Raw genomic sequence first — 24322 nt, forward strand, 5'->3', positions numbered from 1 at the left:
CCGCTGCGGAAATCAGATAACGAGCGGTTTTGCGAAATGGGTTTCGATCGGCGCATAACCGCGCCGCTTAAAGATCCGCGAGACGTCATTGCTGGCGAGAGACGCCATGCCGGCAGACGTGCAGCCGATACTCTTGGCCCAGGCCTCATAGGCATCGAGCATGGCAAGACCCAATCGGCCGCGGGCTTTGGGCGAGACGAACCACACGGTTTCCTTGGCCATGCGGCCGGCGCCAAAGGGATGCTCATAGGCAACGGCCAGGAGGATGCCGAGAACGGGATCGCCCGCGACCAGAACACAGGCCAAGGGCGAGGCCAGATGCTGTTGAAACAGCCGGTCGGCAAAGGCGGCCTGAAACGGAAAGGTGAAGCCGGCCGCCGCATGGCTTTCGCGCAGGAGCGCCACCACGCGGTCGCGGTCATCGAGGGAAGCATGACGAACGCTCATCAGAAGATCCCCAGAAACTTCTTGCGCTTCTTCTGGGTGGGAACGACGCCTTTTTCCGAGCCCCAGAAGAACTCCCATTCTGTGACCGTGTCGGCATCCTGGTAGAACATGTCACCCGCCTGGCGCAGGATCTGCGTGGCATGGCTGCGGGTGGCGGGATTGGAGCGGGTCATCTCCTGTGTGTGGCTGGCGCAGGTCATCGTGACAGAGCCCACCTCGTTCTCCGAGGGCGTCTTGATCACCACCTGGTCGATGACACCAACAAAACGGCATTCTGCCGGCGCCACCATCTGGCGCGTGTCGGGATCAAACAGGCCGCGATAGATCTCCACCCTGCCCTGTTTGCAATCGTAGAGCCGAACAAGCGTCTGGACGTGTTCGCTCACCTGCGACATGCGGATGGTGACGTTCTGCACCGAGAGATTGGCAACGAGCGGAATGTCATCGACACCGATCAGCGTTCCCGATCCATACCAGTCGCGGGTGACGGGGATGCCGGTATCGGGATGGATGACGGCGGCCGAGATATTGCCGACATCCGACCAGACGCCATCGGTCACCGGTGCACCGGTTGCCCGGTCACGAACGACAAACCAGATGAAGTCACGGGCGACCAGCTCGCGCGCCTCAAGGGCGGCAAGGTTCTGAGCCGAGATGTTACGCATGGGTGTTACCTTGCTTCGATCGCCTGGAAACTGATGGCGCCGCGCCCGGTGCCAAGATCGGCAGAAGACGAGACCGAACCCGGCACCACCGTCATCAGGCAGGCCGGTTGTTTGACGGTGACGGCCACAGGCGCTGTCACGCCCGGCCAAAGATGCGGACGGATCTCGAATTGCGGCGACACGCCATTCTCATCGACCACGGCCGCTTCGACGACCTGGTGCAGATCCTTCTCCCCGATCTGCAGATAATCCCCGATCGAGAACCGGTAGCCGGCAGGAAAGCCGGACACCGAGACCGCCTTGTGGTTGGCGGCAATCGTGGCGATCGAACCGACGCCAGCAAAGGCGTCTCCTGTCGGCCATGAACCTTTGGGATAGGCAATCGGAAACCAGCGGATCTTTGGAAACGCCCGAAATGTCTTCAGGCCGTTCTCCAAGGCCGTCAGCCTGGCGCGCCAGTGGTCCAGATCATTCGGCTTCAGGCTGCGGGTCTGGGCTGACAAACGCCACAGCGGCGAGCCGAAATCCTTCACCACGGTTCGACCGCCGGCCGTGCGGGATTGCTCCTGGCGCCAGAGAAGATCGAAATCCGTGGTGATGCCGGGAAGGTTTGTCAGGAAGGATTTATCGAGCGGATAGGTGATGGTCATGGGGGGCCGGCTCTGATTGAGGTGGGTAGCCTATACGGATGGAAACTGACGACCGCGATCGGCGCCGAGCGGCGGACGCCTCTCGGCCCATTGCGAACGTTCGATCGTGCTGTCATTTTAGCACGGACGACAAAACTTCGAGGCCGCACAGCAATGACCGGAAAATTCTTGAAGCGTGGTGCGATCATTGACACCATCAAGAGCGAGGAACGCATGAATGCCGTGCAGAAGCGAGCGGGAAAAACTAAGTACCATGTGGACGTGGTTTCCTGTGGTTGCCCTGACGAAAACTGCGGCGCATTTCATATCTTGAGATCAGAGCGCCCTTTGCCATCATGGGAGGAAGCCGAACAGACCCTGCTCGTCGAACGGCAGCAGAGAAAATCGGCTCGGAAATGACCAGGACCATCTGATAACCGGCGTCGGGCCTAAACCGGCCTTCTTGATACTCAGGCTGTAGCCTTAGCGGCCTGCAAGTCTGCGTTTTTGCCTATAACGATCGATGGGGAAACTAAGTTGAAAACGGTCGAGTTTGCCTGCGTTGGAAAGCTAAAATGCCCCAATTGTAAGGTGGAAATACCGGCATGGAGATCGTCTGGAATGAGCCAGATGTGCCCACATTTTTACTGCTCTAATTGTAACAATGCCATACATCGTCAGAAAGACCGATGCACCGTCTGGAACGACCAAAGCCTGGAGGTTTTGCAAGTCATTGCATCGTCACTTCCCAGCTGCGAGTGCAGCGGCAAATTTGTACCGGGAGCAAATCCGAAGTGTCCGACTTGTCACTACGAGTTTCGACATCAATCATCACAGCTTGAACGGCTGAGCGATCCGCATATCATCTTGATCGACGGAGCCGTGATGTACGGGGACGATGGACCGGAATACAAGGTACTGATCACTCCCCAGGACTAGCTAGGGAGGAAATTCTGTCGCGGAGTCACGCGATGGACGGGACTTCCGCCCGCGCTCCGAGGCAACAATCTCTCGATGCCCGGCTGATCCCGGCCTTCCGGCAGATATCCGCCACCGAGGACAATGTCTCCTTTTGGCGCGAAGCCGAAGACGGCCTTCGGCCCTTTGCGGACATCGGCAGATATCCTTAAACAAACATAGAAAGAACAACGCGAATGTAGCTGGATATTTGAATGAGAAGATATGTCAAAACTGTGCTTTTAATGCTGCCGCTAGCATGGGTGGCACTGCTTTCGGGGCTTCTGCGTACATTGACTCTGAGAGCGGTGTATCGCGATCTCTGGCTTGTACATTTCGATCTTACGTCGACCATCGGCTCAGTTTCGACCGCCGATAACCGAGTGTCAGAAGCTTTCGAAGCTATGTCGACAGCCCGAGGCGACTACCTTCGTTCTCTTGAAGATGTATTGGTGCTGGGGTTTTTGCCTGCATTTGCAGTATATTTTACTGTGGCGATGTACGTAGTTCTCAGGCTAAAGCGATAATCACCATTGTGCATCAGCGTTGCAACTGCAATCGGCCCGTTGCGGACATTGTTAAGCGCCTACGTGTTCAGAGTATGCCTGCACCGATGCCAAAGACGGCCGTCCCTCCATCATGAAGAATTGTAGGTAGCTGTTGTTTTCAAGCTTCAACTCGACCACAGTCTCTGACGCGTTAGCGACCGCTTTCTCCGTATAAGCGAGACGCGCGTTTTCAAGCAGGCTCTTCGCGTCGCCAACAGATAGCCCAGGTTCAAAACCATCGAAATTTACATAGCGCCGCGAGGCATATTTAAGCTTACCGACCTCGGGCACGGGAACTCCGTCTGACAGGGTCCACATCCGGATGCCAACCCGCCGAACCTTTACCTGCTCTCCACGAACCCACAGCCCGACTTGGAGGTTTCCGTAGTAGTCGAGCAGGCTATCAAACGTGACAGCGTCCCCGCTGAAGTCCCACCAAGTCGGTGGTCCAAGCGCACGTCCCACCGAAAAGAACGGCGCATCCGGCCGAATTGCTTGGAGCGGCGATCTCTTGAATAGCTCAAGAACGGAAAACGATGGAAGTGAACGGCCATGGGTCATTGGGAATGGGTAACAAAGCAACCCACCTGTGACAATGTCCGCAATTGGCGCGTTTGGGCCATCCACTCACCGCAACTTCACATTCCTGCCCGGTGCCTCCCGCACGGTGGTGAGGATAGTTGCCTTGAGGTCTCGCTGCGTTCGCTTCAGACTTTCATCAATCCGCTTCACCGCCTCGACGTCGGCGCCTCGGGCATCGATCACGGGCGCGAAGGTCATGCTCATCGCCCTAGTCGATGCCCGCATCTGCGACATGTCGGGCAGCTTTGGCATCGATGGCACGCGCGGGACGATCTTGCCGTTTTGATCCGGCACGAACAATTCCGCTCGGTTTTCCCCGACGACATAGGGCTGCCCCTTGCGCACCGGCCCGCCAGTGGCGCGGAACATGTTGCCGATACCAGAAAACAGACTGCCGAATATTCCACCACCCGAGCCGCCCGAGGGCGGCTTGAACAATGAATCGAAGGCGCTGCTGAGCAGCATGTTGCCAAGCTGCTGGGCGAGATTGGCAAGGGCATCCCCAAGGCTCTTGGCACCCGTGATCGCATCAAGCGTATTGCTCTTGAAGTTATCGTAGAACTCGCGGGCGGCATCGTCGGCGCGGTCTTGCGCTTCAGTGACTTGCCGCAAGACATCGGCCTGGCGCGCATAAGCGTCTGAGGCTTCATCGATCTTCTGGCGCTGCTCGGCGGAAAGCTGGATGCTTTCCAGATCCGTTGCCCCCTTGCGGCGCGCCTCCTCGCGCAGATCGGCAAGCGCCGACTGTTCGAGGTCGAGTGCCAGGCGCCGCCTTTCCTGTTCCCGGTAGGATTGACCAACGATATTCTGTTCCTCGATCAATGCCGCCGTGCGGTCACGGATCGCCTGAATATCACCGTCAAACCGGTTGTCAGCCGTTGGCTTGATGGAGCTTGCGCCCGAGCGTCCGGATTTGTTCCGGCCTTCGGATGCCGCGACATTGGCCGCCGCCTGCGCCTTGATCTGATCTTCCGGCAGGAAGCCGCCCTTTTCCGTCAGATCCTTGCGGATCGAGGCGATTTCCTTCTCGATCGCCAACTGTTCACGGCTCAAGCCATTCTGGCGCTGCGCCTCTTCCGAATAGGCCTTGCCGATCCGCAGCATCTCCTCACCTTGCGCACGAGAGGCGGCATATTGCTTGTAGCCGACAATCTGTTGTTCCGAGAGCGCCGAACCTGTCGTGCCCGCCAATTCTGCGCGCGCCGCCTTGGCGCCTTCAACGACCTCTTTGAGACGATCGAGCAGCGGCGCAAACGCATCCGCCACCCCCTGAAAATCAGGGTTGGAATTTGCCAGCGCGTAAAGGGCGTTCTTGGCACCGGCTGCGCTGACACTGCCATTGTCGAGACCAACCTTCAGCTCTTCGAGCTGGGCGAGCTGTGCCGGCGAGATGGTATCGCGATCGACGTTCCTGAACAGGTTTTCGAATAGGTCGGCAACCGCCGCAGAGGCTTCGGCTGCCGCGTCGGTGGTGGCAGCCACTTCCTTCTTCAGCTTGTTGACCAGCACCGCATTGATGCGGCCGCCGGCATCTTCCGTCTTCTGGGCAGCTTCGTTGGCCGCCGCCCCCATGCGCTTCAGGCGCTCCTCAAACAGAGCCGCCCCTTCACTGGCTTCCGTGGAGCCGGAATAGAACAGCGCCAGCGCCCCGACAGCCGTCGCACCGATCACAGCACCAATCGGACCTGCGGCGACGGTGAGGCCACTCATGGCGGTTGCGAGACCGGCGATTGTGCCGGCGGCACGAATGGCGGCTACAAACCGGAAGACCGCCGTGGTGGCGAGCCCGAGGCTTGCGATCATCCCGGCGATGGAACGGCCGACCAGGGCGCCTGCAATGATTGCCGCAACCTTCAGCACCACATCCGCCGTCTGCTCGAAATTGTCAGCGAGCGCATTGAGGCCGGCGACCAGGCGCGCACTGGCGCCAAGGCTTTCGTCGGTCTGGCCGATATATTTGGTGAAGGCGTTGTTCACCTTCGTCATGCCCTGCTCGATGGTCTGCGTGGCATTGGCGGCCATGGCCTGAATGCTCGGCAGTCCTTTGAGGAAGGCCTGAAAGAACTGCTGTCCCGACACCTTGCCGTCGTTGACCAGCTGTTTCAGCTTCGATACCGATCCGCCGGCCTCATCGAGACCATTGGCAACCGCCATCAGGATCGGCCGCGCACCTTCGTTGATCGAGTTGAATTCTTCCGCCTGCACGCGCGTTTGCCCAAGCAGCTGCCCGAGCTGGGTCAGCGCGCCGGAAGCTTCCCCTGCACTCTTGCCCTCCACCTTCAGTGCCGTTGCCACGCCATCCGAGAATTTGAGCAACTCGCCCTGGCTTGCGCCCAGGACGTCGGACGCCTGCGACGCCTTGCCGAACAGGTCGGCCAGCGCCCCAATCGGCGCGGCATTATCCTGTGCCGACTGATATAGGCGATCGAGCACCGCCGTCTGGTTGTCGCCAACGACGCCGGCCACGGCCAGGCTATTCTTCGCCGTCGTCCAGGCATCGGCATAGCGCTGAACGGCATCAACAGACAGCGCCGCGCCAATCCCGAGCAGCGGCGTTGCAAGGCTGTGGGCCATGTTGCGGCCGATATTGTCGAGCCGCTTGTTCGTCGCCAGCCACGTTGTCTCGACCTTGCGCGCCGTCTGCGCCGTAACGCCGTTGACCTTCTGCAGGTCTTTCATGAAGGGGTTGAGCTCCATGCGCATGACAGCGCGAAGCTCATCAAGGGTGACGGCCATGATGGGTCCTGATCAGGTTTAATGGAAAATGGTGAAGCCCGCTTTGGCAGCAGAGCTGCCGAAGTCGATCATGGGCGCGTCGTCAAGCCGGGCCTATCGCGGACATCGCATTGGCAGAGGCTATGTCGCCTTTGCACCATAAACGGGCTTCCGTACCACCTTCAACTGCGTGTAGAAGCTACGAGATCGGCGTTTTTGCGGAGATGGCAATGGAGACTGTGACCCTTTGGCGACCTGTAGGTCCTGTCGAACTAGAGTTAATAAAGAAGAGCGGCATGAAGGAATTCCCTCCTCGACTGCCCGACCAACCTATCTTCTATCCAGTGCTTTCTGAAGATTACGCAGTTCGGATTGCGAGGGATTGGAATGTCAGTCGTGACGGTGCCGGTTACGTTACATCGTTCGAAGTTCTAAGAACGTTTCTTGCTGCCTACGCTCCGCAAGATGCAGGCGGCCAAGCGTTGAGGGAATATTGGATACCAGCTGAAGAGCTCGAAAAATTTAACGCAGCAATTGTGGGAAAGATAGTTGTGACCAAGGCGTTCGAGCATGAACAAAACGACATTGAACGCCCTGACCAAAGTCAGCTTCAAGGCAATTGAGGTCCTCACGCAGAAAGTCTATTATCCATGCCTTTCGCCCCAAAGCTCATTCTACATGAGTCGCTCGATCAAGTTCTCATGATGGTGGACGCTTGGGACGACGGCAACGGCGGCGCTGCAGAGCAGGTCCGTCTTTAACCGCTTTCGCCCGCTTCGGGCCGCTTGTTGTCATCAGGCACAATGATCTCGCGACCAATGCAGCGGAACAGCCCTGTGTTGTCCTGTTTATGGTCTTAGAAGAGTTCACTTCGACAAAGCGTCGTGCCTCCTTCAGGGTTGTCGGGTACCGCACACCAATTCGATAGTACGGGAAACCGCTTAAGATCAGGAATGATGCGACCTCCCAACCCTTCTTGTCATCTGCTGACGGTGGGCGGAAATCTGAGCCAGTCCTGTACGTGACGCCAGCGCATCGCGGGCAGGTTTTCTGCGTCGCATCAGCGGGGCGTTTGAAAACCCGCTGGCAGGCTAGACAAGCATATTTGGTAAGAGAGACTTTCATTTGGATACCGTGATGACGTAGGCACAATTGCTCAGCGGCCATCTTCTTGCAACTGCGGAACGACAGCATTGGGCCGACAGGTGACATGACAGCAATACAGTCATTGCATGCCTTGGTCGGCAATCTAACCTCTGAGACGAGCGAAGGAGAGCATGTCATGACATCATCTGAAGAGTTTGAAGTCCACACGATCCACGTTCGCCTCCTAGATGAGCCAGTTCCCGTATGGCGACCTGTCAAGGCCAAAGCACTCGGCAATGGGCGCTTCATTATCCTACCCCAGGAGCTTCCAGACTATGAAGAGTGGGAGTTTGCCCCGGGGGAAACAGTCGCTATTGAAGCTCATGTAAGCGCGGCAGGTGATTACTTCAGGGCCGTAGGCGCGTACTAGGCGCTGGGTGTTCGCTGGGAAGGCAAATTCGGATGGAATTTGCGGCGATCCAATCGGCTCGGCAATATCTACCATGTAACATTTGCAGGGTGAAAAGTTGAACGGGATCGAGTTCACAGATCGCTTGAGAATTCCTTTGCCGGAATTCGACGGGGTATGCATCTCGTCGATGACGCGGAAGATGTCCACGTGAGGGAAGAACACCCTCAGGAGCCTACCTTCTCCGGCAATTGAGAAGTACGCCCTCAGTTCCTTAGAGGAATGTGCTCTTTGTAAGGCACGATGCAGGAGCGGAGAACTGGGTGATTATCGCCTCGCTCATAGAGACCTGCAAGCTCAATGCTGTCGATCCGCTGGCCTATCTGACAGCGACGCTCACCGGCATCGTCAACGGTCACAAGCAGAGTCGTGTCGATGAGCTTTTGCCGCGGAATTATCCGGGCATGACAAGCAACTGCAGCACTTCGTAGTCCCTGCGTCCGACCGCCTCTTTCGGAAGGATGGTTTGTGAAGTAAAACACTTCAATGAAAAACGAACTCGTCCACGAAATCTGGCTCGATCCTGAGCCAGACGGTCAACTGCTCCCCGGCCTTTGTCCTGCTGGCCCAATGGGAGACGGCTTCAGAGCGCTCCTTAATAAGGGAGCTGTTAAGGTTGGCGAGATAACTGGGCATAGCCATTTCGATGTCATGACGAAATACTGGAAGCTGCAGGGCTGGGGTGAGTACCAGACGGAGCACCGCCAGGATCACGAGCCATATCCTGACGAATGGGTTCTCGTCCAACGCCCCCATATCGACAGAATGTGAATTTGCGGTGTGGCCGCGATCAACGCACACTGGCCTTGGGTCTGAAGGCCAATCTTCAAAACGATCCCCCGTCTTGGTGGTCAGTGTGATGGGCACACCGCTTACGGTGAGTGGGGTTGGAAAACTGAAACAATACCTCTGGTGATCGATGAAGCCGAGAAATTGGGCCTTCTCAACGTTGGCGCGGCAACTGCAATTCCTTATGCCAGAAGCCACCTGCGAATGTTATTGGGTTGAGGTAAATGCGTTGGAAGGCGAGCCAGTCGGGTTAACTTGGAGCGAGCGCGTAGCGCTTTCCGCCAAAAACGCACGACGGCAGATGGTTGATATCACGCGATATTACGACTTTATCGCAGAAGGGCGCAAAGCATTCGCAGGCCATTTTGCTGCTTACGAAGCGACCGGTGGCAACGTCCGCGACAGCATATGCTTTATTTGGTACTTACAGGCGGACCGCCGCCCATAATTGCCTCGCCACCCGTTTATGAGTTCACGGCCTAGCTATGGCGACAATGGGCCGTGTGTTATCATCAAGCACTATGACCTCGCGGCGAACGCAGCGGAACAGCTCTGTGTGTCCTCAAGTCTATGGCCTTAGGCCCTGTTGACAAAGTAGTTAGCTATTGATGTCACGTGCGAGCGTCTGGGATATAGCCGTGTCGAGGAGAAGTTTTAGGGCTTCGGGAAATTGGCCCGACGTAGGGGTCACATGCTGAATGTCGGTGGCTCCCTCAGGAAATCGATAAAACTCGTAGTGATCTTGGCATATCTCGATCTCTATGGGCGGAGTCGTCGACGACCATATAAGTCGGATTGTAGGCCAATACCCCAATCCGATCTCGTCGGGTGTCTGATATCGCCCCGAGGCAAATCTAGCGAAATGCCTTGCGTTTTCGAATGTATCCTGTGCGAGGCCTGGGGTTTCAGCGGCAAGACCGCTGATAGTCGTTTCAACCTCGGCCCAAGTCGAGCAGTCTACGCGTGGTAACGTGGTATCGTTGACTGTCGATTTCGCCATCTATTTAGCCCTGCGGCCGATTCCCAATTTGCTCGAAGCGTGATTCAAGACTGCCTTTTAGGAGATGGTTTTGGCAAGAGGCGATGTTAGCGACGCGGATCGCCCCGCTCACGATAATCGTCGTCGTCACCGCCGCTAGCGCCCCCTACACCGCCAATCTCCTCAACATCTCCTGATGCTCTTCAAAGCTCGGCGCATCCGGCACCTCTTCCGCCCCATTGGCCTTAGCATAACCATCGGCACAGGCGGCAAACGCCCATAACATCATCTGATCGACGGCAGACGGGGCAAACCCCATGATGGCGCCAAGGCCGTAGAAGTCCGAGAAGACCAGGCGCCCGTCGCCCTCGTCTTCCCGGTCTACGGCTTTCCCGGCCTTTCGCCCTCCGGGGCCGTCAGCGCATGATGCAGAATGGCGGCCGCAATCCCGACATTGTCGACCAGCGGAGACCGGGCGAGATCATCGACATAGCGGGTGACCATGCCGAAGGCGTCTGTCGGCGTCATGCCGGCGCCAATCAGCCCAAGCCGGATGGTCTCGCGCACATCCTCGACCCGCCAATCACCGCCAATGCCGCGCAACAGGGCATAGGCATTGAAGTCCGCCAGAAAGTCCGGATCGGCCGCCCCGAGGGGATAGTGTTCCGGGTCCGGCCGCTTGGCATTGGCGGCCTGCGGCTGCGAGGCCATGAGGCGGGCAAGGATCGTCGCGGGTCCGGCATTGCAGGCCATTTGCAGCTCCTGCAACTGGCCGATGGCGAGGCGGAACGGCAAACTCTTGCCAGCGAACGGAAGGGAAAGTGGCGCGCTCATGCCGCACCGACCCAGACCACTTCACCGTCAGACTGCAGGGCAATGGTGCACGACACATAGCCTTTGCCTTCCTTGGCAATACCAAGCGACGTGATGACATAGCGCCCGGCATAGTGGCCGCCACCCTGGGAGGCCGGCAGATCGATCAGCACGCGGGCATCGATGGGTTCGCCAGAAAGCTGCTGGTCGCGCAGGCGTCCGTAGCTCATGGGGTCCATGGTGCCGGCGCCATTGATGCTGGCAGAGAGCGTATCGACGGAGCGCAGCACCCAGCCCGGCGCATCGGGGTTTTCGCAATTGGGGTCGGTGGCATCGGTGGTGGTCGCCTCGACGGTAAAATCCTGCGAGGTGTTGATGGTGCAGGCATGCGAGAAGGCCTGCGGATCGGCGCCGTCGCCAAACTGCACCAATAGTTTCTTAGTCGTCGCCATGACGATGGTCTCCATATTGAGGGGATGAAGGGATTTTGCAGTCAGTCAGCCGGCTGGGTCTCAACCGACAGTTCAAGGCGCGCGCGGCGGGTGACGCCATCGGGATCGCGGCTGAAGGTGATGTTTTCGACGCGCATGCGGTCGAGCACGTGACCGGCAATCGTCAGGTCCAGTTCGTGCAGGCCAATGCGCAAAAGACCGGCAATGCGCTTAACTTCAGGAAAGCCGATGGCGCGTGACCAGACGTTGAGGTTGATGAAGGTGGTCGAGCGGTCAAAACATTCCTCATCGATCGGCACGAGCTGGCCGTCGGCGATCGAGATATAAGGAAAGTCCGCACCGGTATCGGCAATGCGCTCACTTGCCGCCGGCACATCGTCATAAACACGGCCGGCGACCGCTTCGCGCGTCAGATCAGTCACGCGCGCCACAAGTGCCACCTGAATGGCCAGGCTCGGATCATCACTCATCCCTTGCCCGCCGTCTTCAGCGCCCGCCGCACCGCGGCCCGAACACGCGCCCTGGCCTTTTTCTTGCGGACCCGGATTGCCGGCAGGAAGAACGGGTTTGCCGGCATGCCCTCGCGGCCGAACTCCTGGGCAAGGGCATAATCATATTCCGGGACGGCATAGTCGCTGTCGCGCACCGGCTTTGTGGTCGCGGCACCACCGGCACGGATGACGACGCCGATTTCCGGGTCTGGCAGAGGCTCGGAACGGATGGTGCCGGCAAGGGTCAGATCATCCTTCGGCACCAACGAGCGCTGCAGCATGTTGATCTCGCGGCCCTGCAACATCAGCTCGGCCTTGGCACGCTTGCGCACCTCGGCCGGTATCCGCTCCAGGCGCCGGCGCATCTTTTCGAGGCCAATGAACTTCATGAGGCAACCCCGCTGATCACTGTGAGAAAGACGCAAAGCGGATCGGTGACGACATCCGCCTCGCGGATGGCATAAACCGTGCCGCGCCTGACATCGCGCAGCTGCCAATCCGTGCCGATGGTTTTGGACAAAACATCCTTGCGCAGGCGCACTTTGAGGATGGCGCGGCCCTGCAGACGCTCGGCCACCACCGCCTCACTACCCCCGGCATAGATGAAGGCCGCCCGACGCTGGAACTGCTCGACAAAGTCTGAGCGATAATTGCCGGCGCCGTCACTGACACGCGCCCGCTTGTCGAGAGCGACACGCTCTTTCAGGGAACCGGCGTCAATCATTGCCGCCTGCCTTTGGCGCAGATCGCGGCGCTCTCACCGTGACAGCGGCTTTGGCGGCAATGGCCTGGTCGGCGCAGTCGCGTTTCACCGTGTAGGTTTGACCGGCCGTGTAAGCGATGGTCACGCCGAACACGGGCGGCCGGTAGTCAAAATCCTTGAGGAACCGGACACGGGCCATGGTCGCTCCTATCGATAGATGCGGTAGGGCTGCAAAAGCGCATCGACCGCAAAGGGGAGAGTGACAGCGCTCTGGCCGATCACCACGGCCTCGCGGTTCCGATACCAGTGCGCAACGAGTAGCAGGATGGCAAAGCGGATGGGTTCCGGCACATTCGCCACCCAGACAGCCGGCGTGCCGACGGTCTTGGCGCAGCCGACCCGGTAGCGGATGACGACACGCTGATTGCGCCCGGACACGAACGGCCAGGCGCCGGACAAGGGGTAGACCCCGCCCGCGTCGATTTCGTAGTCGCCGGGTGGGATGGTTTCGAAGTTGTCGGCACTGGCGCGAACCCGAATAGACACCAGCTCCAGCACCGGACTGAACGGCAGGTGGATGTAGCCGTCAGCATCGGCATAAAAATCTTCCATGGCATAATCGAGCGTCTGGATGCCGAGCGCCCGCCCGAGCCAGCCGGTCGGCCCGTCGATCCAGGTCGTGGCGGCCAGAATGAGGCCTTCGACATAGGCCTCGTCTTCCTCTGGCAGTTCGGCCAGGTGGCGGCGGGCATCATCAAGCGTGACGATCGGCGTTGGCGGCTCAACGACCCTGAGATCGGCCGCCATTACTTTTTGCCTTTTGCGTCGGCCGCAGTCCGGGCGTCGAGCTGCTTTTCCAGATCGGCAATGCGAACGGTTTTCTCGGCCAGCTCCGATCGCAGAGTTTCGAGCTCGGCCGCCTGAGAGCCCTTGGCCGCCGCCCTCTCCTGTTCGGCCGCCTCTCGCCGCGCCTGCAGCTCGGCCTCGCGTTCGGCCTTGGCCTTGGCTTCAGCCTTGGCGTCATAGGCAACAAAATTGCCCTTCTGCAGGAGCGCCTTGCCCAGACGGTCATCGACCGTGATCACCTCGCCCCGGCGCACATTACCGTATTCGCCATACGAGCTGCGCTTTGCTTTGATTTCCATCTCGGTTCTCCATCGCGTCATCGAGCGGCGTGTGCGGCGGGCAGAACAATGCTGCCCGCCGTCATCCGCCGATCGCGGTTGATCAGGCGGCAAGCGCCGTGGTGAAGTCGCCGGCAACCAGCGCCTTCGGCCGTTTGACGGCAAGCGCCAGGCGTTTTTCGGCGCGGACGGTGAGCATGTTTTTGACGAAGTTGTCGCGGTCTTCCGAGGAGATGGCGACTTCCGTATCCATGCGATCCCAGACCTTGGCGGCCATCTTGAAGGCACCGGCCAAAAACTCGTCTTGCGCCATTGCCTGGGTGGAGATCACCGGCCGGCCCCAGAGCTGCGGCCCGAGCATCTGAATGATGGTGGCAAACAGATAGCGGTTCTCGCCATCCTTGGTGAGTTCGATATCGGCCCAATCGATCGGATTGAGCACAATGCCATCGGCCGGATATTCCGCGAGCGAGGCTTGCAGCAGCGCCAGGCGCAGCACATCGATCTTGGTCTTGGCCGCAACCGTAATGCCCGCCGGTTCTGCATAGTCGGTTGCCTGCGGCACAAGACCGTGCAGGTTCTGGCCGAGACCGTCGCCCTTCAGGATCTGGGCTTCCTCGACAAAATCCAGACCATAGCGCAGCTCGCCATCGATCTCGCTCTGCAGCTGAGGAATGTCGTCCATCGCCTGGCGCGACACCGGCACCCAATGGGCAATGGTGCGCACCGGCGCATCGGCCGGCTCATAGGTGTAATTCGATTCCGGCTTCAGAGCCCCTTCCGCCACCATGGCTGCCGCATTCACCCGCGCCACCATGCGGGCATATTCGATGCTGTTCGACGTGGTGGTGCCGACCTGCAGGAGCTGACGGATAAAGAACTGCCGGCGCGGCATGCCGACAATTTCCGTGTCCCGCTGCGGGGTGATCAGCGCGCCAGCCGAACCGGCCGAAGTGGTGATAGCGTTCTGCACCGAGACGTTGACCGTGCCCTTGGCGCCGGCTGCCACAAAGGCCTTCACGTTGGCATGCTCGCCAACCATCTGGCCAAGCGACTTTGGCTCATCCTGTGTGCCGCCACGGCGCGATGCCAGGCGCTGTTCGAGATCGGTGTTGCGGGTCGAGAGCTGCTCGACCTTTTCCGTCAGCCTGTTCTGGGTCTCGGCAAGCTTGGCCTGGTCCGACAAAAGCTTGTCGGCCTTCTGCTTGATCTCGTCGGAGACCGAGCCGGCAGACTTGGCCTGGCGCAGCGCCTCCTCGGCCGTCTGTTTGACGCCGTCGGAGACTTCCTTCAGCGACGCCTTCACGTCAGCCAGCAGCCTTTCGACATTGGCCTCGTTGCGAACCGAGCCGATGACGCCGGAGGGAAGCGCGGTCATCAGGAGCGATGCCGGCAAGGAAGGCATGCGGGCCTTTCGCATGTGGGCAGGATGAGCGCCGGCCATCATGACCATCGCCATTACGGGCGGATGGGTCGTGGCGGCCGAGGTAAGGTGCGCGACCAGGTCGAAAGCCATGTCGGATGCAGGCATGGCAAAGCAGGCGGTGGCGATCACGGCAAGCGCGATCGCTCCGCAAAGAGCGAAGAGTTTCATGGGGAGTGTCCTTTGGGTCCGGGCGTTAGACGGACGTTTTGAAGGTGTTGAGCGTGGATTTGAGGAGGTCGTTGACCTCCGTGAGGACGGCAGCGTCGTGCATGCCGGTTGAGGCAGCGCCAGGCATGCCCCCTTTTAAAGCCGCAATCAGATCGCGCCGCTCGGAACGCGGCACGTTGAGTTGCGCCAGAAGATCATCGACGCGGTGGGCAGCGACCCGCGTCTTGGCAGCGGCCGAGTTTTGCGGCGAGGCGGCGATCTCGTCAGAGGATAAAAGCGCATCGGCCAAACCCTTTTCGACCGCTTCCGCCCCGCCAATCCATGTTTCCCGATCGAGCATTTTTGCCACCTCTTTGGCATCCATGCCCGATCGCGCCACATAGATATCGACGGCGGCTGCATCGAACGGCTCCAGGAAGTCTGCCACTTCGCGCAGCTGATGACGGTCCCCCTCGGCCACAACCCAGGCATTATGGATCATCAGAAAGCCGGCGCGGGCGATCTGCACCTCGTCGGCCGCCATGGCGATGACGGACGCCGCCGAGGCTGCCACCCCGAGGATCTTGACCGTCACTTTCGCCTTGTGTTCGCGAAGCGTGTTGTAGATCGCCAGACCCTCAAAATAGTTGCCGCCGGGCGAGTTGATGTTGACGACGACATTTTGGTCGCCGATCGAACGAAGGGCTGCCGCCACACGTTTGGCTGTCACCCCCTCGCCCCAGGCATCATTGCCAATCACATCGAGAACCGAGATCGTGTTCTCGACTGTCTCAGCCGTGCCGCCTACTTGCCGGATATCCGGGTTCCAGTTCTCGAACGCCCGTGCCGTCACTTTCGAATGCAGACCAGGGCGGATGCCGACGGCAGCACTTGGGAGAATACGAAGGGTCATGCGGCCACCTTGTCTGTCTCAGATTGCAGCCAGGCGCGCATTGCGGCGCGGGCCGTATTGCTATCACTTGCGGCGCCCAGGACTGAGAGCGGCGCAAGGTTCGTCTGGGCCGTCAGATCATCACCGCCATCGACGCGGGGAAGGTTGAGCTTTGCCCGACCTTCATTGCGCGTCATCAGGCCGTTTTGCGTCATCACCGACAGGAACGAGGCCTTTGCCGCACTGTCCATTTGCAACAGCGCCTCGCGGTTGAACTCGGCATAACGCCGCCGATTGCCGCTCGGGCGGATCAGCTGTTTCTTGATCCGCGCCTCGATGCGGTCGCAGAGCGGATCAATGCCAAGCGTCAGCCAGGCCAGCAGGATCTGCTCGACGCCCGAGCCCCACATCGTCTGGCCTTGCGCGGCGTGCCCGATGATGATTGGCGGCATGCCGAACCAGCGGCACATTTCCTCGACCGAGAAGCGGTGGTTTTCCAGCATCTGCGCATCCACCGGCGACAGCGACAGCCGATCGTACTTGAGGCCGGCTTCCAGGATCATCAGCTTGCCGGCATTCGAAGAACCGACAAACCGGCTCATGATCCCCTCAAGGTCAGCCCGCTGCGTCTTGTCGAGGATCTTTTCCGACGACAGGATGCCGCTTGCCTGCAGACCTTTCCCGAACAGCCGGCCGGCCGCCTCGTCAATCGCAATCGCCGAGCCAAAGGTCTGCGAACCGAACTGGATGGGCGACAGGCCAACATCACCACCAAAGCCAAAGCCTTTCAGGTGGAATACCTTCTCGCGTGGCAGGATCTCGCTTTTCCCGCGATCGATGACGTTGAACTTCAGCAAGCCCTCGGCATCACGGAACGGGTGGCAATGCGTGCTGGGCAATGGCTGCAGCGCACTCAATCGCGTGCCGATCTCGACCTTTTCCGCATAGGCATTGCCCGTGGTCATCAGCCAGGCGACCATGGTTTCCCAAAATTCGAGCGGCGTCTGGTCTTCATTCGGGCTTTCGCACAAGACATCGACCAGCGCATCGTCGGCCTCGACCTTCACCCGGCTATTGTCGCCCCTCTTCTCAAAGATCGACAGCGGCAGGCAGGACACCGCCTGCGCCGTCAGCCGAACACAGGCCCAGACGGTCGCCAGCTGCATGGCCGTGTTGAGCGTCACCGTTTTGCCGGCGTGATTGCTGGTGCCAAAGGCGGCCGCCCATCCGGCGCTGTCCTTCAGGCTGAGGCGCCTTTCCTTCGCAACCAGCTCTTCCCGCGTCACCTGGGATGGCGCGGAGGCAGAGCCCCTTTTCTTCTTGTTCGCCATCAAAGACCTACCATGACAGGGTTGGAGAGGAAGTCGTCGAGGTTTTCTTCCGGGCGCTGACGACAGAGCGCGATCCCGACCGACATCGCCGTCGAGACCATGCCGTCGATGCGCCCAAAAGCGTTTTCCTTGTCGAACATGCGGTGGCCGGTTCGGTTTTCCGCATAGACGACACTTGCCGCGCAAAGATCGAGCATCGGGTTGGGATCGATCTCCATCCGCTGCTCGTAAAGCGCATTCTCGAACATGTTGATGCTGTGCGGCATCCAGAGGTAAAGCTCCTGCTCGCCCTCGGGGGCTTGCTTGTCACGGTCGATGATCCGCTTCTGGAAGCCCTGCGGGTGGATGGTGATCGGCAAGGATACGCCATCACCCGACAGATGCTCCTGGAGCTGCTCAAGCCCGTACTGGTCACCGCCGATTTCGAGCGGGGCATAAAGCGCGCAAAGCCGGGCCAGCGCTTCGGCGAGCCAAGAGTATTTGAGCCGCTGACCCGGCACGGCCTCGATATGGTCCTGGTCGACCCAGAGTTCATAGGGCGCCTGGTCGGTGTTGGCGCGATCCTTCAGCGTATCGGCCGGCGTCCAGAACCATGTCTTTGACGCAAGCCGCTCGGCATCTTTCGTCGCATCCAGCACCCAGGTCAGCGTGAACGCGGTAAAGTCGCGCGTGCGAGACAGATCAAGCCCGCCGTAACAGGGATAGCCACCGGCAATCAGCGCCGGCAGATCGAGATCTTTTCGGCAGGCGACCCACGCCTCGCGCTTGATTGCGGCATTGACCGATTGCGTCCATTCGCAAAAGTGCAGCCGGGCAATGCCGTTGCGCTTGCCCGGCATCTGGCGTGCCTGCTTGACGACGCCCTCAAGGTATTCCGTCGTGACGGTGACATCGAGGAGCGGGTTTGCCTTCACCCAGCAGGACGGATCGTTCTCCCAATCGTCACCCTCATCGAGCGAACAGACGAACGACAGCGTCGTGTCGTCCTCGATGATGCCGGCTGCCACCTTCACCGCATGTTCGTGCTCTTCCCAGCAGACAGACTTGCGATCGGAGCCGGAATTGGTCGCCATGACCAGGAGCGGTTGCCGGCGGAATTTAAACCCGCGCTCCAGCATTTCCATGACGTCGCGATTGGGATGCTCATGCACCTCATCGCAAAGCGCACAGGACGGACGCGGACCAGATTGTGCACTGTCGGACGAGATCGGCTTGAAGAACCGCTTGTCGCCCTTGGTGCTGATGTAGGTCAGCTGCCAGACCGGATCGATGCCCGATGGCTTGATGCGCTTGGCCAGTTCCGGCGACTGGTCGCGCATGGCAACCGCGTCACGGAAGAGAACCTGCGCCTGGTCCTTTTTGGCGGCCGCCGCATAGACTTCCGCTCGCGGCTCGCCATCGGCCACCATCATCGCAATGCCGATACCAGCCAGCAGCGGTGACTTGCCGTTGCCCTTGCCTTCTTCGTCATAGAAGCGACGGAAGCGGCGAAGCCCGGTCTCGGCCCATTTCCAGCCAAACAGCGAACCGACACGAAACGCCTGGCTTGGATGCAGCTTGAACGGACGGCCCTCGAACTGGCCGCCATTCAGGCGAAGCTTGTCGTGGAACCACTTGATCCGTTTCTTAGCTTCATCGAGATCCCAGACGAGACCGCGATCCGGCCCGTCACGAAGATCGAGCAGATGGCGCCGGCAGGTGTTGCGCACATGGGGACCGGCAATGACGACACCGCGCAACACGTCGGCGGCCCAGGCGGTCACCGGATCGTCGTCGTAGCTGACATCCGGGATCTCGACGTCAATCGAACCCTTCATTGTCTGTGAAGCTGAAGCCAAGTTGCCCGCCCGCCTGCAATCCGCGTTCAGCCGATGGCGTCATGCCAAAATCGCTGGCAAGCGCCCGGATCTGCCGCCATGTCTCGTTAAGCTGCCCGACCTCGGGGCGGCTCTTCTGCTGCTTGCCGTTGCGGGTCTCGGTCTCATAGGTTTCGCCATTGTCGGCGATATCGACACGCAGCCGCTCATGGCGCTCGACCGTCCAGCACAGCTGCTCGAACATGAAGACGTTGGTGTCGTTCAGCCGGTTCTTGCGCGGATCGCAAAGCGACGGTGACAGCCGGTCCCAGATCACAGAGACCGTAAACGGCAGGCCTTCCGGCTTCAGCTCGCGTGCCCGCTGAAGCGCGCGGGCCTCAAAATTTGCGCCGCGTCCCTCGTCTTCGGTGAGCGGCACGACGTTTTCGGTCAAAGGCTTTCGGCCCTTCATGGATGGATACCTCTAGAAAGCAGTGGCTTTTTGCCTCCAATTCCCGCTCCCTGCGAAGAAAGGGTGGGAGCCGGTGTGCGGCAAAGAGGGCGTTTGACTTTTGACCCGCCCTCCCCCTCGGCCGATGCGCCGTCGATCATCATCTGATCATCGGTTCGCCGGGTGACGGGGATCAATCGGCCAACCATCGGCACCAGCAGCAGTGGAAAAACCTCTGTGCTCCTCGGCCTGCTTCGTTGCATCGTGGTGGGTCGCGCACAGCGACTGGAATGGCCCGCCCCAGAACTTTTGCGGATTGCCGTTGTGGCGCTCGACGTGGTCGCAGACGGTGGCCACCGTGATCTTGCCCTGCAGCCGACACATGCGGCACAGCGACTCGATGGTCAGCTGGTGCTTGCGGGTCTTGCGCCAGCGCGCCAGCCCATACCAGCCACGCCAGGCCCTTGCCTCGTCTGATCGTTGATCGCGCATAACCCTAAAACGAAAAAAGCGACCCCGAAGGATCGCCTTTTCAAGAAACTTGGGAAGATCCGGACATAGCTTGCGCACTGGCCCTGAAGCGGTCTCTCGGATGCGAGAGCGTCAGGGTGGGGGCTGACCGGTGTACCGACCTCGGGAGGATTACTCCCCGCATGCTACTGCGTGTTCAGAGGCTCACTTCAGGATCATCAGCGTGTCCGTGAACGCTTATATTCACACCGATTCGAGAATTGCAAGAGGCACGACCATCGCAACCGTGCGCCCCATCATCGAGAACTCGACCACGGCATCGCCAATCGTGCCTGTCGGTGCGGTGATCACAACTCCCTCGATCCCGCCGAACGGTCCCTCGGCAATCGTCACCTTCTGGCCCTTGCGAACGGCAATGCCCGGTCGATCGTAATCATAACCGCCCTCTGCCGCCTTCTGCCGGTAGCGCTTGATGAACTCGGCATTGATGGCAGCCGGCGCTTCCCAGCCGCCGAGAACCCCAATCACATGCTCGACGGTGTTCAAGCCCGCCATTGCGGTGGCTGACGGCACGCAGCGCACCAGCGTGTAGCCGATCAGCACCGGGATATCGGCCGGCGGGATGACACGGCCACGGCGGCGATATTCCGGCCCCTTGCGCGTCGGCACCATCGCCTCGATATCGAGCGCCTCAAGCGCTGCCTCGACCGCCTTCTCCCGTCCCGTCATCACCCGAAGGCAGATCCAGCGAGCATGCTCGGGATAGACGGCGGCAATGCGCCTTCCTGCCATCCCGAGCCAGCGCTTGTGGCCAGCTTGCCGATCAGCAATGCGCTGCAGCTTCACAAGCCCGCTCGGGGAGATCTCGCGTTTGGCGTCGTGGCTCACGTCGTTTTCCAAGGGGTTGGCCTTAAACTGGATCATCGGAAAGGCCCTCGCGAATGGCTGACAGGAAACTGGCAAGTGCTGCCTCGACGGCAACGCTCAAATCCTCGGCCTCGGCATCGACCGCGGGGAAGTAGATCCATTCCGGCGCGTGCTCGATGAACGGCCAACCGCGGGCCTCATGCAGCGCCTTCCAGGCGGCAAACACCGCACTGTCGCGGTGGATCGGATGGAAGCCTGCCACATGCGCCAGGAGTGCCAGCGAGGTGGTGAACGGCTCGCGACGGCGGGCGAGATCGCGCATGGCGTTGACCAGCGGCCAGCCATTGTCGCGCCGCTTGTCGTGCATCAGCTGCTCTCGCGAGATCATGCCCTTCACAATCCGCGTCTCGTCAAAAGCCGTGATGTGGATCGGGCCTGTCGGGTCTTTCGACAGCGTCTCAAGCCGCGTTCCCATCCAGAGCTTCCCGCAGGGCTTTGCCACGCCATGGGTCTTTTCCGGGGTGCCGAGCAGGTGTTCCGGCAGATCACGCCAGTGGCGGTTCTTGAGATAGACCGCCGCTGCCATCAGCTCCGAAGGCTTGGCAAAGCGAAGATAGGCTGGCGTGTGCTCGATGCATTCGCCGCGTTCTTCTGGCGACAAGGCGAACCAGGCATTGCGAGCAAAATCCACATCGCCCTTCCTCCACGTCGCAAACCACAGCGTGAACGCATGCTCGCTTCTCTTCCGATCAGCCCGTCGCAAAGCTCCCTCCTCCGCGACAGCGGTTGGGCCGGCATTTTGGCCGGCGGTTGGAGAGTTATTTGGAATGTTAGTTGGAAATATCTTATCTTGGTGGAGCTCCTCCACCACCTTCAGGTCGTCATTTCCCCCACCTTCGCGAACCAGTTCCACCACCTTTTCCCCGCAAGGCGGTGGAGCTCCTCCACCACCTTCAAGGGTCCGGCAGGTGTTCGAACGTGGTGGAACTCCTCCACCACCTTCATGGCCGTCACAAGGTGCCGGCTCGCCCGTGAGGTCACGACCAGGCCAGCGCGCCACATACTCGTTACGCTTCCATTTCTGGCCGCGAAAGCCGTGCTGGCCAACTTCGATCCAGCCAGCGCCTTGCGCGATTTCCAGGTGCTTCAGCACGGTTTTCTTGTCGAGGCCCGTCAGCTCCACAAGCTCGGAGATCGGCGGATAGCAGGAGCCACCCGTCGCATCCATCTTGAGGCCGAGCGTGTGCAGCACCAGCCGCGTGATCGGTGGCAGGCCCGACTTGCCGACCGCATGCCGCCATGACCAGGCACGCGAGGTTGCGCCGTGATCCGGTTCCATCACCACACGCCTCCATTCTCGGCCTGGCCGACAACAAGCGTCTCGGCCTTGCCGCGCAGATAGGAGCGCGCCGTCTCGACGCCCGACAGGATCGCCGCCGGCAGCTCGCCATCGGCCATGCGCGTGGCGTTGATGGCGGCAAACTCCACATCGAGCGCATCGACGCCACGTGCAAACTGTGCCGCCGCCAAGATCCGGCGGATGGTGCCGTAGTCACGAAACAGGATGCCTTTCGGCGCCCGCAGCAGCCAGTCAGCCCGCTCGGCATCCGTTTGGCAATCCATCAGGATTTCCAAAATAGGCGTGATATCGCTCATCGCACGATCTCCCGCTCGACCTTGCGGGCAAGCGCCCGATAGGCGTCCATCTGCTTGCTCAACTCGGCATGCGCCTGGCGTTGTGCCGCACTCGCCTGCTCGGCCGCCGCGCAGCTATCGGCATAGGCCCGGAAGGTTTTCTCCAGGTGTTCCGTCTCGCCAAGAAACTGGTCGTACAGCGGGTTGGAGCAGGCAGGGCCAAAGAACTGCTCGCGCACCTGCACCACCCAATCACGCGGCACGCCCAAATCCTTGGCAACGGCTGCATCCGTCCACGGCGCCTTGTACGCCTCGCGGCCATAGACCTCATCGAGCTTGTCGTTGATGATGCGGCGATCCTCACGGCCCAGCTCACGCGGCTTGTCGGCCATCGGCGCGGTGTTCGTCATGGCTTTTGGTCCCTTGCGTTTGGCAGGCGTCGAATGCTTGCGGCAAAAATCCATCTCCGGATCGCCGCCGACCACCCAGCCCTTGCTCTCAAAATGTTGAACCGCCCCGATGGGCGGCTGAAGGTTGACCCCGGCTGCAACCGGGAAATAGGCAAGGCCACCGCAGTGAGCGCAGGTGATGCGCATCGCCTTGGTGGCCTGATTGGTGCCGAACGGAATGGAAACTTCCGGGAAGATGCGAATGCTCATCGGCACCCCCGCTGCACCCAGGTCTCAAAATCAGCCCGCAGCTGGAGGAAGGCGCCCTGCGCCTGCCGTTGGGTGTTGAGCTGGCTTTTGCTGGTGATGCCAAGCAGCGCCTTCAGCACCGTGTCGGCATGCTCATTCGTGTGGATCACCCGGCTGGCATCCTTGCGCTCCAGGAAGCGGTGGAATTCTTGCCGTGTCAGCAGCATCGCGGCGTTTGCGGCAAAATCGCCCGCCTTCAGCTTATGCGGTGCAGGCGTCTGCGGCGCGGGGTTGCTCTGGCGCTGTAGCTCGTTGAACGCAATGACCGCACGCTGGCGAAGCGCCAGGAACAGCACGACATTCTCCAGGGCAGCGCTGATCAGTTCGATTTCGTCGGCAAGGGCGCCATCGTGGATCGTGCAGAGCTTGGCATCCTCGCCGGTCGAGCGCCTGGTCGTGATGTGGACCTCACGCGCCTCGGCCGTGATCGACCACTGGTCACGCCCGCAGCGCTCGGCAATGTCGCTGAGGCGTGCCAGGCGTGCCCGCTCCTGGTCGCGCGCCGTCTGCGCAGGCTGTGATGGAGCGACGCGGATCATCGGCCGCTCCCAACCACGCTCAGGCCAAGCCTCTGGCCGCCGCGTGCCTTCACTCCGGCAAGCGCCCGGCGCAGTTCGCCAAGCCCTGCCTCAAGTTCTGCCGCATCGCGATCCATCTTGGTCGCTTCGGCCGGCGTTACCACCATATCCGAGATGGCAACCGCCCCGCCCGAGATCAGGTCGCCGGCCTTGCGCACCATGTCGGAATAGGCCGCCACAACGCATTGCTCGACAACGCGCTCGCTCTCGGGGTCCGACAGGCGGCGGCCGTTCAGTTCCGCCATGGCAGACGTCACCACCGGCACCCCGCATTCGCTTTCCAGCGCATAGACCGCATGAAGCGGCATCAGCTCCGGGTCGGTGGCGTTGTTCATCCGGCCGATATGGCTCTTGGAAATCGACGACACCTGTGCCGCCCGCTCAATCCCGCCAACCAGCCGGATTAGATCCCGCTGTGCCGCCTTGATGCGGTGGAACCATGCGTTTGTAATCATGAGACAAAACCTTTCCCGCGCCGGGAATGACCCAGCGCTTTTCCCGTGGTGGGAAGTGACCAAAATTGTGAGATTGAAGCGGTTACGACCCCAAAGGAGGCCCGCATGGAAAATGAAAAATACCCG

28 protein-coding genes and 1 pseudogene are annotated in these 24322 nt (G+C 60.3%); 3 read left to right on the plus strand and 26 right to left on the minus strand.

Annotation, left to right across the window (positions count from 1 at the left end):
- Positions 1-12: 12 nt before the first annotated feature.
- From J2858_RS15390 to J2858_RS15400, 3 genes are read right to left on the minus strand one after another with little or no spacing between them, the layout of a single operon-like run.
- Positions 13-447, minus strand: coding sequence for a GNAT family N-acetyltransferase (locus J2858_RS15390; protein ID WP_210105712.1), 435 nt, complete (start codon positions 445-447; stop codon positions 13-15).
- Positions 447-1112: a hypothetical protein gene (locus J2858_RS15395; protein WP_210105713.1), complete on the minus strand. Its 666-nt coding sequence runs from the start codon at positions 1110-1112 to the stop codon at positions 447-449. The genes J2858_RS15390 and J2858_RS15395 overlap by 1 nt, the downstream gene beginning before the upstream one ends.
- A 5-nt stretch (positions 1113-1117) precedes the next feature.
- Entirely contained in the window at positions 1118-1762 is a 645-nt protein-coding gene (locus J2858_RS15400) for a hypothetical protein (protein ID WP_210105714.1), read from the minus strand.
- Between the two features lie 153 nt (positions 1763-1915).
- Between J2858_RS15400 and J2858_RS15405 the strand changes: the two genes are divergently transcribed.
- Entirely contained in the window at positions 1916-2161 is a 246-nt protein-coding gene (locus J2858_RS15405; RefSeq protein WP_210105715.1) for a hypothetical protein, read from the plus strand.
- A gap of 1115 nt (positions 2162-3276) precedes the next feature.
- Here J2858_RS15405 and J2858_RS15410 read toward each other — a convergent pair.
- Together J2858_RS15410 and J2858_RS15415 are read right to left on the minus strand one after the other, a co-directional pair.
- Positions 3277-3537 carry a hypothetical protein gene (locus J2858_RS15410; RefSeq protein ID WP_210105716.1) on the minus strand — a complete coding sequence of 87 codons (261 nt, stop codon included), beginning with the start codon at positions 3535-3537 and terminating at the stop codon, positions 3277-3279.
- Positions 3538-3873: 336 nt separating this feature from the next.
- Positions 3874-6564, minus strand: coding sequence for a tape measure protein (locus J2858_RS15415; protein WP_210105717.1), 2691 nt, complete (start codon positions 6562-6564; stop codon positions 3874-3876).
- Positions 6565-6773: 209 nt separating this feature from the next.
- Between J2858_RS15415 and J2858_RS15420 the strand changes: the two genes are divergently transcribed.
- Together J2858_RS15420 and J2858_RS15425 are read left to right on the plus strand one after the other, a co-directional pair.
- Positions 6774-7166 (plus strand): ADP-ribosylation/crystallin J1, encoded by a 393-nt coding sequence (locus J2858_RS15420; protein WP_348635499.1) that lies wholly within the window; start codon positions 6774-6776, stop codon positions 7164-7166.
- A 1150-nt stretch (positions 7167-8316) separates the two neighbouring features.
- A pseudogene (locus J2858_RS15425) lies at positions 8317-8529 on the plus strand (transposase domain-containing protein); the annotation flags it as partial.
- A 52-nt stretch (positions 8530-8581) separates the two neighbouring features.
- On the opposite strand, the gene J2858_RS15430 reads toward J2858_RS15425, so the two are convergent.
- From J2858_RS15430 to J2858_RS15530, 21 genes are all read right to left on the minus strand, one after another.
- On the minus strand, positions 8582-8812 hold the full coding sequence (locus J2858_RS15430; RefSeq protein ID WP_210105719.1) for a hypothetical protein: 231 nt from the start codon (positions 8810-8812) through the stop codon (positions 8582-8584).
- A gap of 1435 nt (positions 8813-10247) precedes the next feature.
- Positions 10248-10700, minus strand: coding sequence for a gene transfer agent family protein (locus tag J2858_RS15435; protein ID WP_210105720.1), 453 nt, complete (start codon positions 10698-10700; stop codon positions 10248-10250).
- The gene (locus J2858_RS15440; protein WP_210105721.1) at positions 10697-11131 is read right to left on the minus strand and encodes a phage tail tube protein; all 435 of its coding nucleotides are present in this window, start codon (positions 11129-11131) and stop codon (positions 10697-10699) included. Before J2858_RS15440 ends, J2858_RS15435 begins: the two co-directional genes overlap by 4 nt.
- Before the next feature lie 41 nt (positions 11132-11172).
- Positions 11173-11601: a DUF3168 domain-containing protein gene (locus tag J2858_RS15445; RefSeq protein ID WP_210105722.1), complete on the minus strand. Its 429-nt coding sequence runs from the start codon at positions 11599-11601 to the stop codon at positions 11173-11175.
- Complete coding sequence (locus tag J2858_RS15450) at positions 11598-12011, minus strand: hypothetical protein (protein WP_210105723.1); 414 nt, start codon at positions 12009-12011, stop codon at positions 11598-11600. Before J2858_RS15450 ends, J2858_RS15445 begins: the two co-directional genes overlap by 4 nt.
- Positions 12008-12346: a phage head completion protein gene (locus tag J2858_RS15455; RefSeq protein WP_210105724.1), complete on the minus strand. Its 339-nt coding sequence runs from the start codon at positions 12344-12346 to the stop codon at positions 12008-12010. The genes J2858_RS15450 and J2858_RS15455 overlap by 4 nt, the downstream gene beginning before the upstream one ends.
- Complete coding sequence (locus J2858_RS15460; protein ID WP_210105725.1) at positions 12339-12524, minus strand: hypothetical protein; 186 nt, start codon at positions 12522-12524, stop codon at positions 12339-12341. Before J2858_RS15460 ends, J2858_RS15455 begins: the two co-directional genes overlap by 8 nt.
- A gap of 8 nt (positions 12525-12532) precedes the next feature.
- On the minus strand, positions 12533-13132 hold the full coding sequence (locus J2858_RS15465; RefSeq protein ID WP_210105726.1) for a head-tail connector protein: 600 nt from the start codon (positions 13130-13132) through the stop codon (positions 12533-12535).
- Entirely contained in the window at positions 13132-13470 is a 339-nt protein-coding gene (locus J2858_RS15470; RefSeq protein WP_210105727.1) for a hypothetical protein, read from the minus strand. Before J2858_RS15470 ends, J2858_RS15465 begins: the two co-directional genes overlap by 1 nt.
- Positions 13471-13552: 82 nt before the next feature.
- Positions 13553-15043 carry a phage major capsid protein gene (locus J2858_RS15475; RefSeq protein ID WP_210105728.1) on the minus strand — a complete coding sequence of 497 codons (1491 nt, stop codon included), beginning with the start codon at positions 15041-15043 and terminating at the stop codon, positions 13553-13555.
- Positions 15044-15068: 25 nt separating this feature from the next.
- Positions 15069-15935 (minus strand): head maturation protease, ClpP-related, encoded by an 867-nt coding sequence (locus J2858_RS15480; protein WP_210105729.1) that lies wholly within the window; start codon positions 15933-15935, stop codon positions 15069-15071.
- Positions 15932-17245, minus strand: coding sequence for a phage portal protein (locus tag J2858_RS15485; protein WP_245366290.1), 1314 nt, complete (start codon positions 17243-17245; stop codon positions 15932-15934). Before J2858_RS15485 ends, J2858_RS15480 begins: the two co-directional genes overlap by 4 nt.
- Complete coding sequence (locus J2858_RS15490; protein ID WP_210105730.1) at positions 17245-19062, minus strand: terminase large subunit; 1818 nt, start codon at positions 19060-19062, stop codon at positions 17245-17247. The genes J2858_RS15485 and J2858_RS15490 overlap by 1 nt, the downstream gene beginning before the upstream one ends.
- Positions 19046-19513 carry a P27 family phage terminase small subunit gene (locus J2858_RS15495; protein ID WP_210105731.1) on the minus strand — a complete coding sequence of 156 codons (468 nt, stop codon included), beginning with the start codon at positions 19511-19513 and terminating at the stop codon, positions 19046-19048. The genes J2858_RS15490 and J2858_RS15495 overlap by 17 nt, the downstream gene beginning before the upstream one ends.
- A 147-nt stretch (positions 19514-19660) precedes the next feature.
- Entirely contained in the window at positions 19661-19984 is a 324-nt protein-coding gene (locus tag J2858_RS15500) for an HNH endonuclease (protein WP_210105732.1), read from the minus strand.
- Between the two features lie 222 nt (positions 19985-20206).
- On the minus strand, positions 20207-20887 hold the full coding sequence (gene nusG, locus J2858_RS15505) for a transcription termination/antitermination protein NusG (protein WP_210105733.1): 681 nt from the start codon (positions 20885-20887) through the stop codon (positions 20207-20209).
- Positions 20874-22169 (minus strand): helix-turn-helix domain-containing protein, encoded by a 1296-nt coding sequence (locus J2858_RS15510; RefSeq protein WP_210105734.1) that lies wholly within the window; start codon positions 22167-22169, stop codon positions 20874-20876. The genes nusG and J2858_RS15510 overlap by 14 nt, the downstream gene beginning before the upstream one ends.
- Positions 22169-22486 (minus strand): hypothetical protein, encoded by a 318-nt coding sequence (locus J2858_RS15515; protein WP_210105735.1) that lies wholly within the window; start codon positions 22484-22486, stop codon positions 22169-22171. Before J2858_RS15515 ends, J2858_RS15510 begins: the two co-directional genes overlap by 1 nt.
- Positions 22483-23124 (minus strand): hypothetical protein, encoded by a 642-nt coding sequence (locus tag J2858_RS15520; RefSeq protein ID WP_245366292.1) that lies wholly within the window; start codon positions 23122-23124, stop codon positions 22483-22485. The genes J2858_RS15515 and J2858_RS15520 overlap by 4 nt, the downstream gene beginning before the upstream one ends.
- The gene (locus J2858_RS15525; RefSeq protein WP_210105736.1) at positions 23121-23702 is read right to left on the minus strand and encodes a hypothetical protein; all 582 of its coding nucleotides are present in this window, start codon (positions 23700-23702) and stop codon (positions 23121-23123) included. Before J2858_RS15525 ends, J2858_RS15520 begins: the two co-directional genes overlap by 4 nt.
- Positions 23699-24196, minus strand: a complete 498-nt coding sequence (locus J2858_RS15530; RefSeq protein WP_210105737.1) for a hypothetical protein — start codon at positions 24194-24196, stop codon at positions 23699-23701. Before J2858_RS15530 ends, J2858_RS15525 begins: the two co-directional genes overlap by 4 nt.
- Between the last annotated feature and the right edge of the window lie 126 nt (positions 24197-24322).

This window comes from Neorhizobium galegae, from assembly GCF_017877135.1.
Taxonomy (GTDB): Bacteria; Pseudomonadota; Alphaproteobacteria; order Rhizobiales; family Rhizobiaceae; genus Neorhizobium; species Neorhizobium galegae_A.

Coding starts and splice junctions, on each gene's coding strand:
- J2858_RS15390 (WP_210105712.1), bottom strand. CDS start 447: ATGAGCGTTCGTCATGCTTCCCTCGATGACCGCGACCGCGTGGTGGCG.
- J2858_RS15395 (WP_210105713.1), bottom strand. CDS start 1,112: ATGCGTAACATCTCGGCTCAGAACCTTGCCGCCCTTGAGGCGCGCGAG.
- J2858_RS15400 (WP_210105714.1), bottom strand. CDS start 1,762: ATGACCATCACCTATCCGCTCGATAAATCCTTCCTGACAAACCTTCCC.
- J2858_RS15405 (WP_210105715.1), top strand. CDS start 1,916: ATGACCGGAAAATTCTTGAAGCGTGGTGCGATCATTGACACCATCAAG.
- J2858_RS15415 (WP_210105717.1), bottom strand. CDS start 6,564: ATGGCCGTCACCCTTGATGAGCTTCGCGCTGTCATGCGCATGGAGCTC.
- J2858_RS15420 (WP_348635499.1), top strand. CDS start 6,774: ATGGAGACTGTGACCCTTTGGCGACCTGTAGGTCCTGTCGAACTAGAG.
- J2858_RS15435 (WP_210105720.1), bottom strand. CDS start 10,700: ATGAGCGCGCCACTTTCCCTTCCGTTCGCTGGCAAGAGTTTGCCGTTC.
- J2858_RS15440 (WP_210105721.1), bottom strand. CDS start 11,131: ATGGCGACGACTAAGAAACTATTGGTGCAGTTTGGCGACGGCGCCGAT.
- J2858_RS15445 (WP_210105722.1), bottom strand. CDS start 11,601: ATGAGTGATGATCCGAGCCTGGCCATTCAGGTGGCACTTGTGGCGCGC.
- J2858_RS15450 (WP_210105723.1), bottom strand. CDS start 12,011: ATGAAGTTCATTGGCCTCGAAAAGATGCGCCGGCGCCTGGAGCGGATA.
- J2858_RS15455 (WP_210105724.1), bottom strand. CDS start 12,346: ATGATTGACGCCGGTTCCCTGAAAGAGCGTGTCGCTCTCGACAAGCGG.
- J2858_RS15460 (WP_210105725.1), bottom strand. CDS start 12,524: ATGGCCCGTGTCCGGTTCCTCAAGGATTTTGACTACCGGCCGCCCGTG.
- J2858_RS15465 (WP_210105726.1), bottom strand. CDS start 13,132: ATGGCGGCCGATCTCAGGGTCGTTGAGCCGCCAACGCCGATCGTCACG.
- J2858_RS15470 (WP_210105727.1), bottom strand. CDS start 13,470: ATGGAAATCAAAGCAAAGCGCAGCTCGTATGGCGAATACGGTAATGTG.
- J2858_RS15475 (WP_210105728.1), bottom strand. CDS start 15,043: ATGAAACTCTTCGCTCTTTGCGGAGCGATCGCGCTTGCCGTGATCGCC.
- J2858_RS15480 (WP_210105729.1), bottom strand. CDS start 15,935: ATGACCCTTCGTATTCTCCCAAGTGCTGCCGTCGGCATCCGCCCTGGT.
- J2858_RS15485 (WP_245366290.1), bottom strand. CDS start 17,245: ATGGCGAACAAGAAGAAAAGGGGCTCTGCCTCCGCGCCATCCCAGGTG.
- J2858_RS15490 (WP_210105730.1), bottom strand. CDS start 19,062: ATGAAGGGTTCGATTGACGTCGAGATCCCGGATGTCAGCTACGACGAC.
- J2858_RS15495 (WP_210105731.1), bottom strand. CDS start 19,513: ATGAAGGGCCGAAAGCCTTTGACCGAAAACGTCGTGCCGCTCACCGAA.
- J2858_RS15500 (WP_210105732.1), bottom strand. CDS start 19,984: ATGCGCGATCAACGATCAGACGAGGCAAGGGCCTGGCGTGGCTGGTAT.
- nusG (WP_210105733.1), bottom strand. CDS start 20,887: ATGATCCAGTTTAAGGCCAACCCCTTGGAAAACGACGTGAGCCACGAC.
- J2858_RS15510 (WP_210105734.1), bottom strand. CDS start 22,169: ATGGAACCGGATCACGGCGCAACCTCGCGTGCCTGGTCATGGCGGCAT.
- J2858_RS15515 (WP_210105735.1), bottom strand. CDS start 22,486: ATGAGCGATATCACGCCTATTTTGGAAATCCTGATGGATTGCCAAACG.
- J2858_RS15520 (WP_245366292.1), bottom strand. CDS start 23,124: ATGAGCATTCGCATCTTCCCGGAAGTTTCCATTCCGTTCGGCACCAAT.
- J2858_RS15525 (WP_210105736.1), bottom strand. CDS start 23,702: ATGATCCGCGTCGCTCCATCACAGCCTGCGCAGACGGCGCGCGACCAG.
- J2858_RS15530 (WP_210105737.1), bottom strand. CDS start 24,196: ATGATTACAAACGCATGGTTCCACCGCATCAAGGCGGCACAGCGGGAT.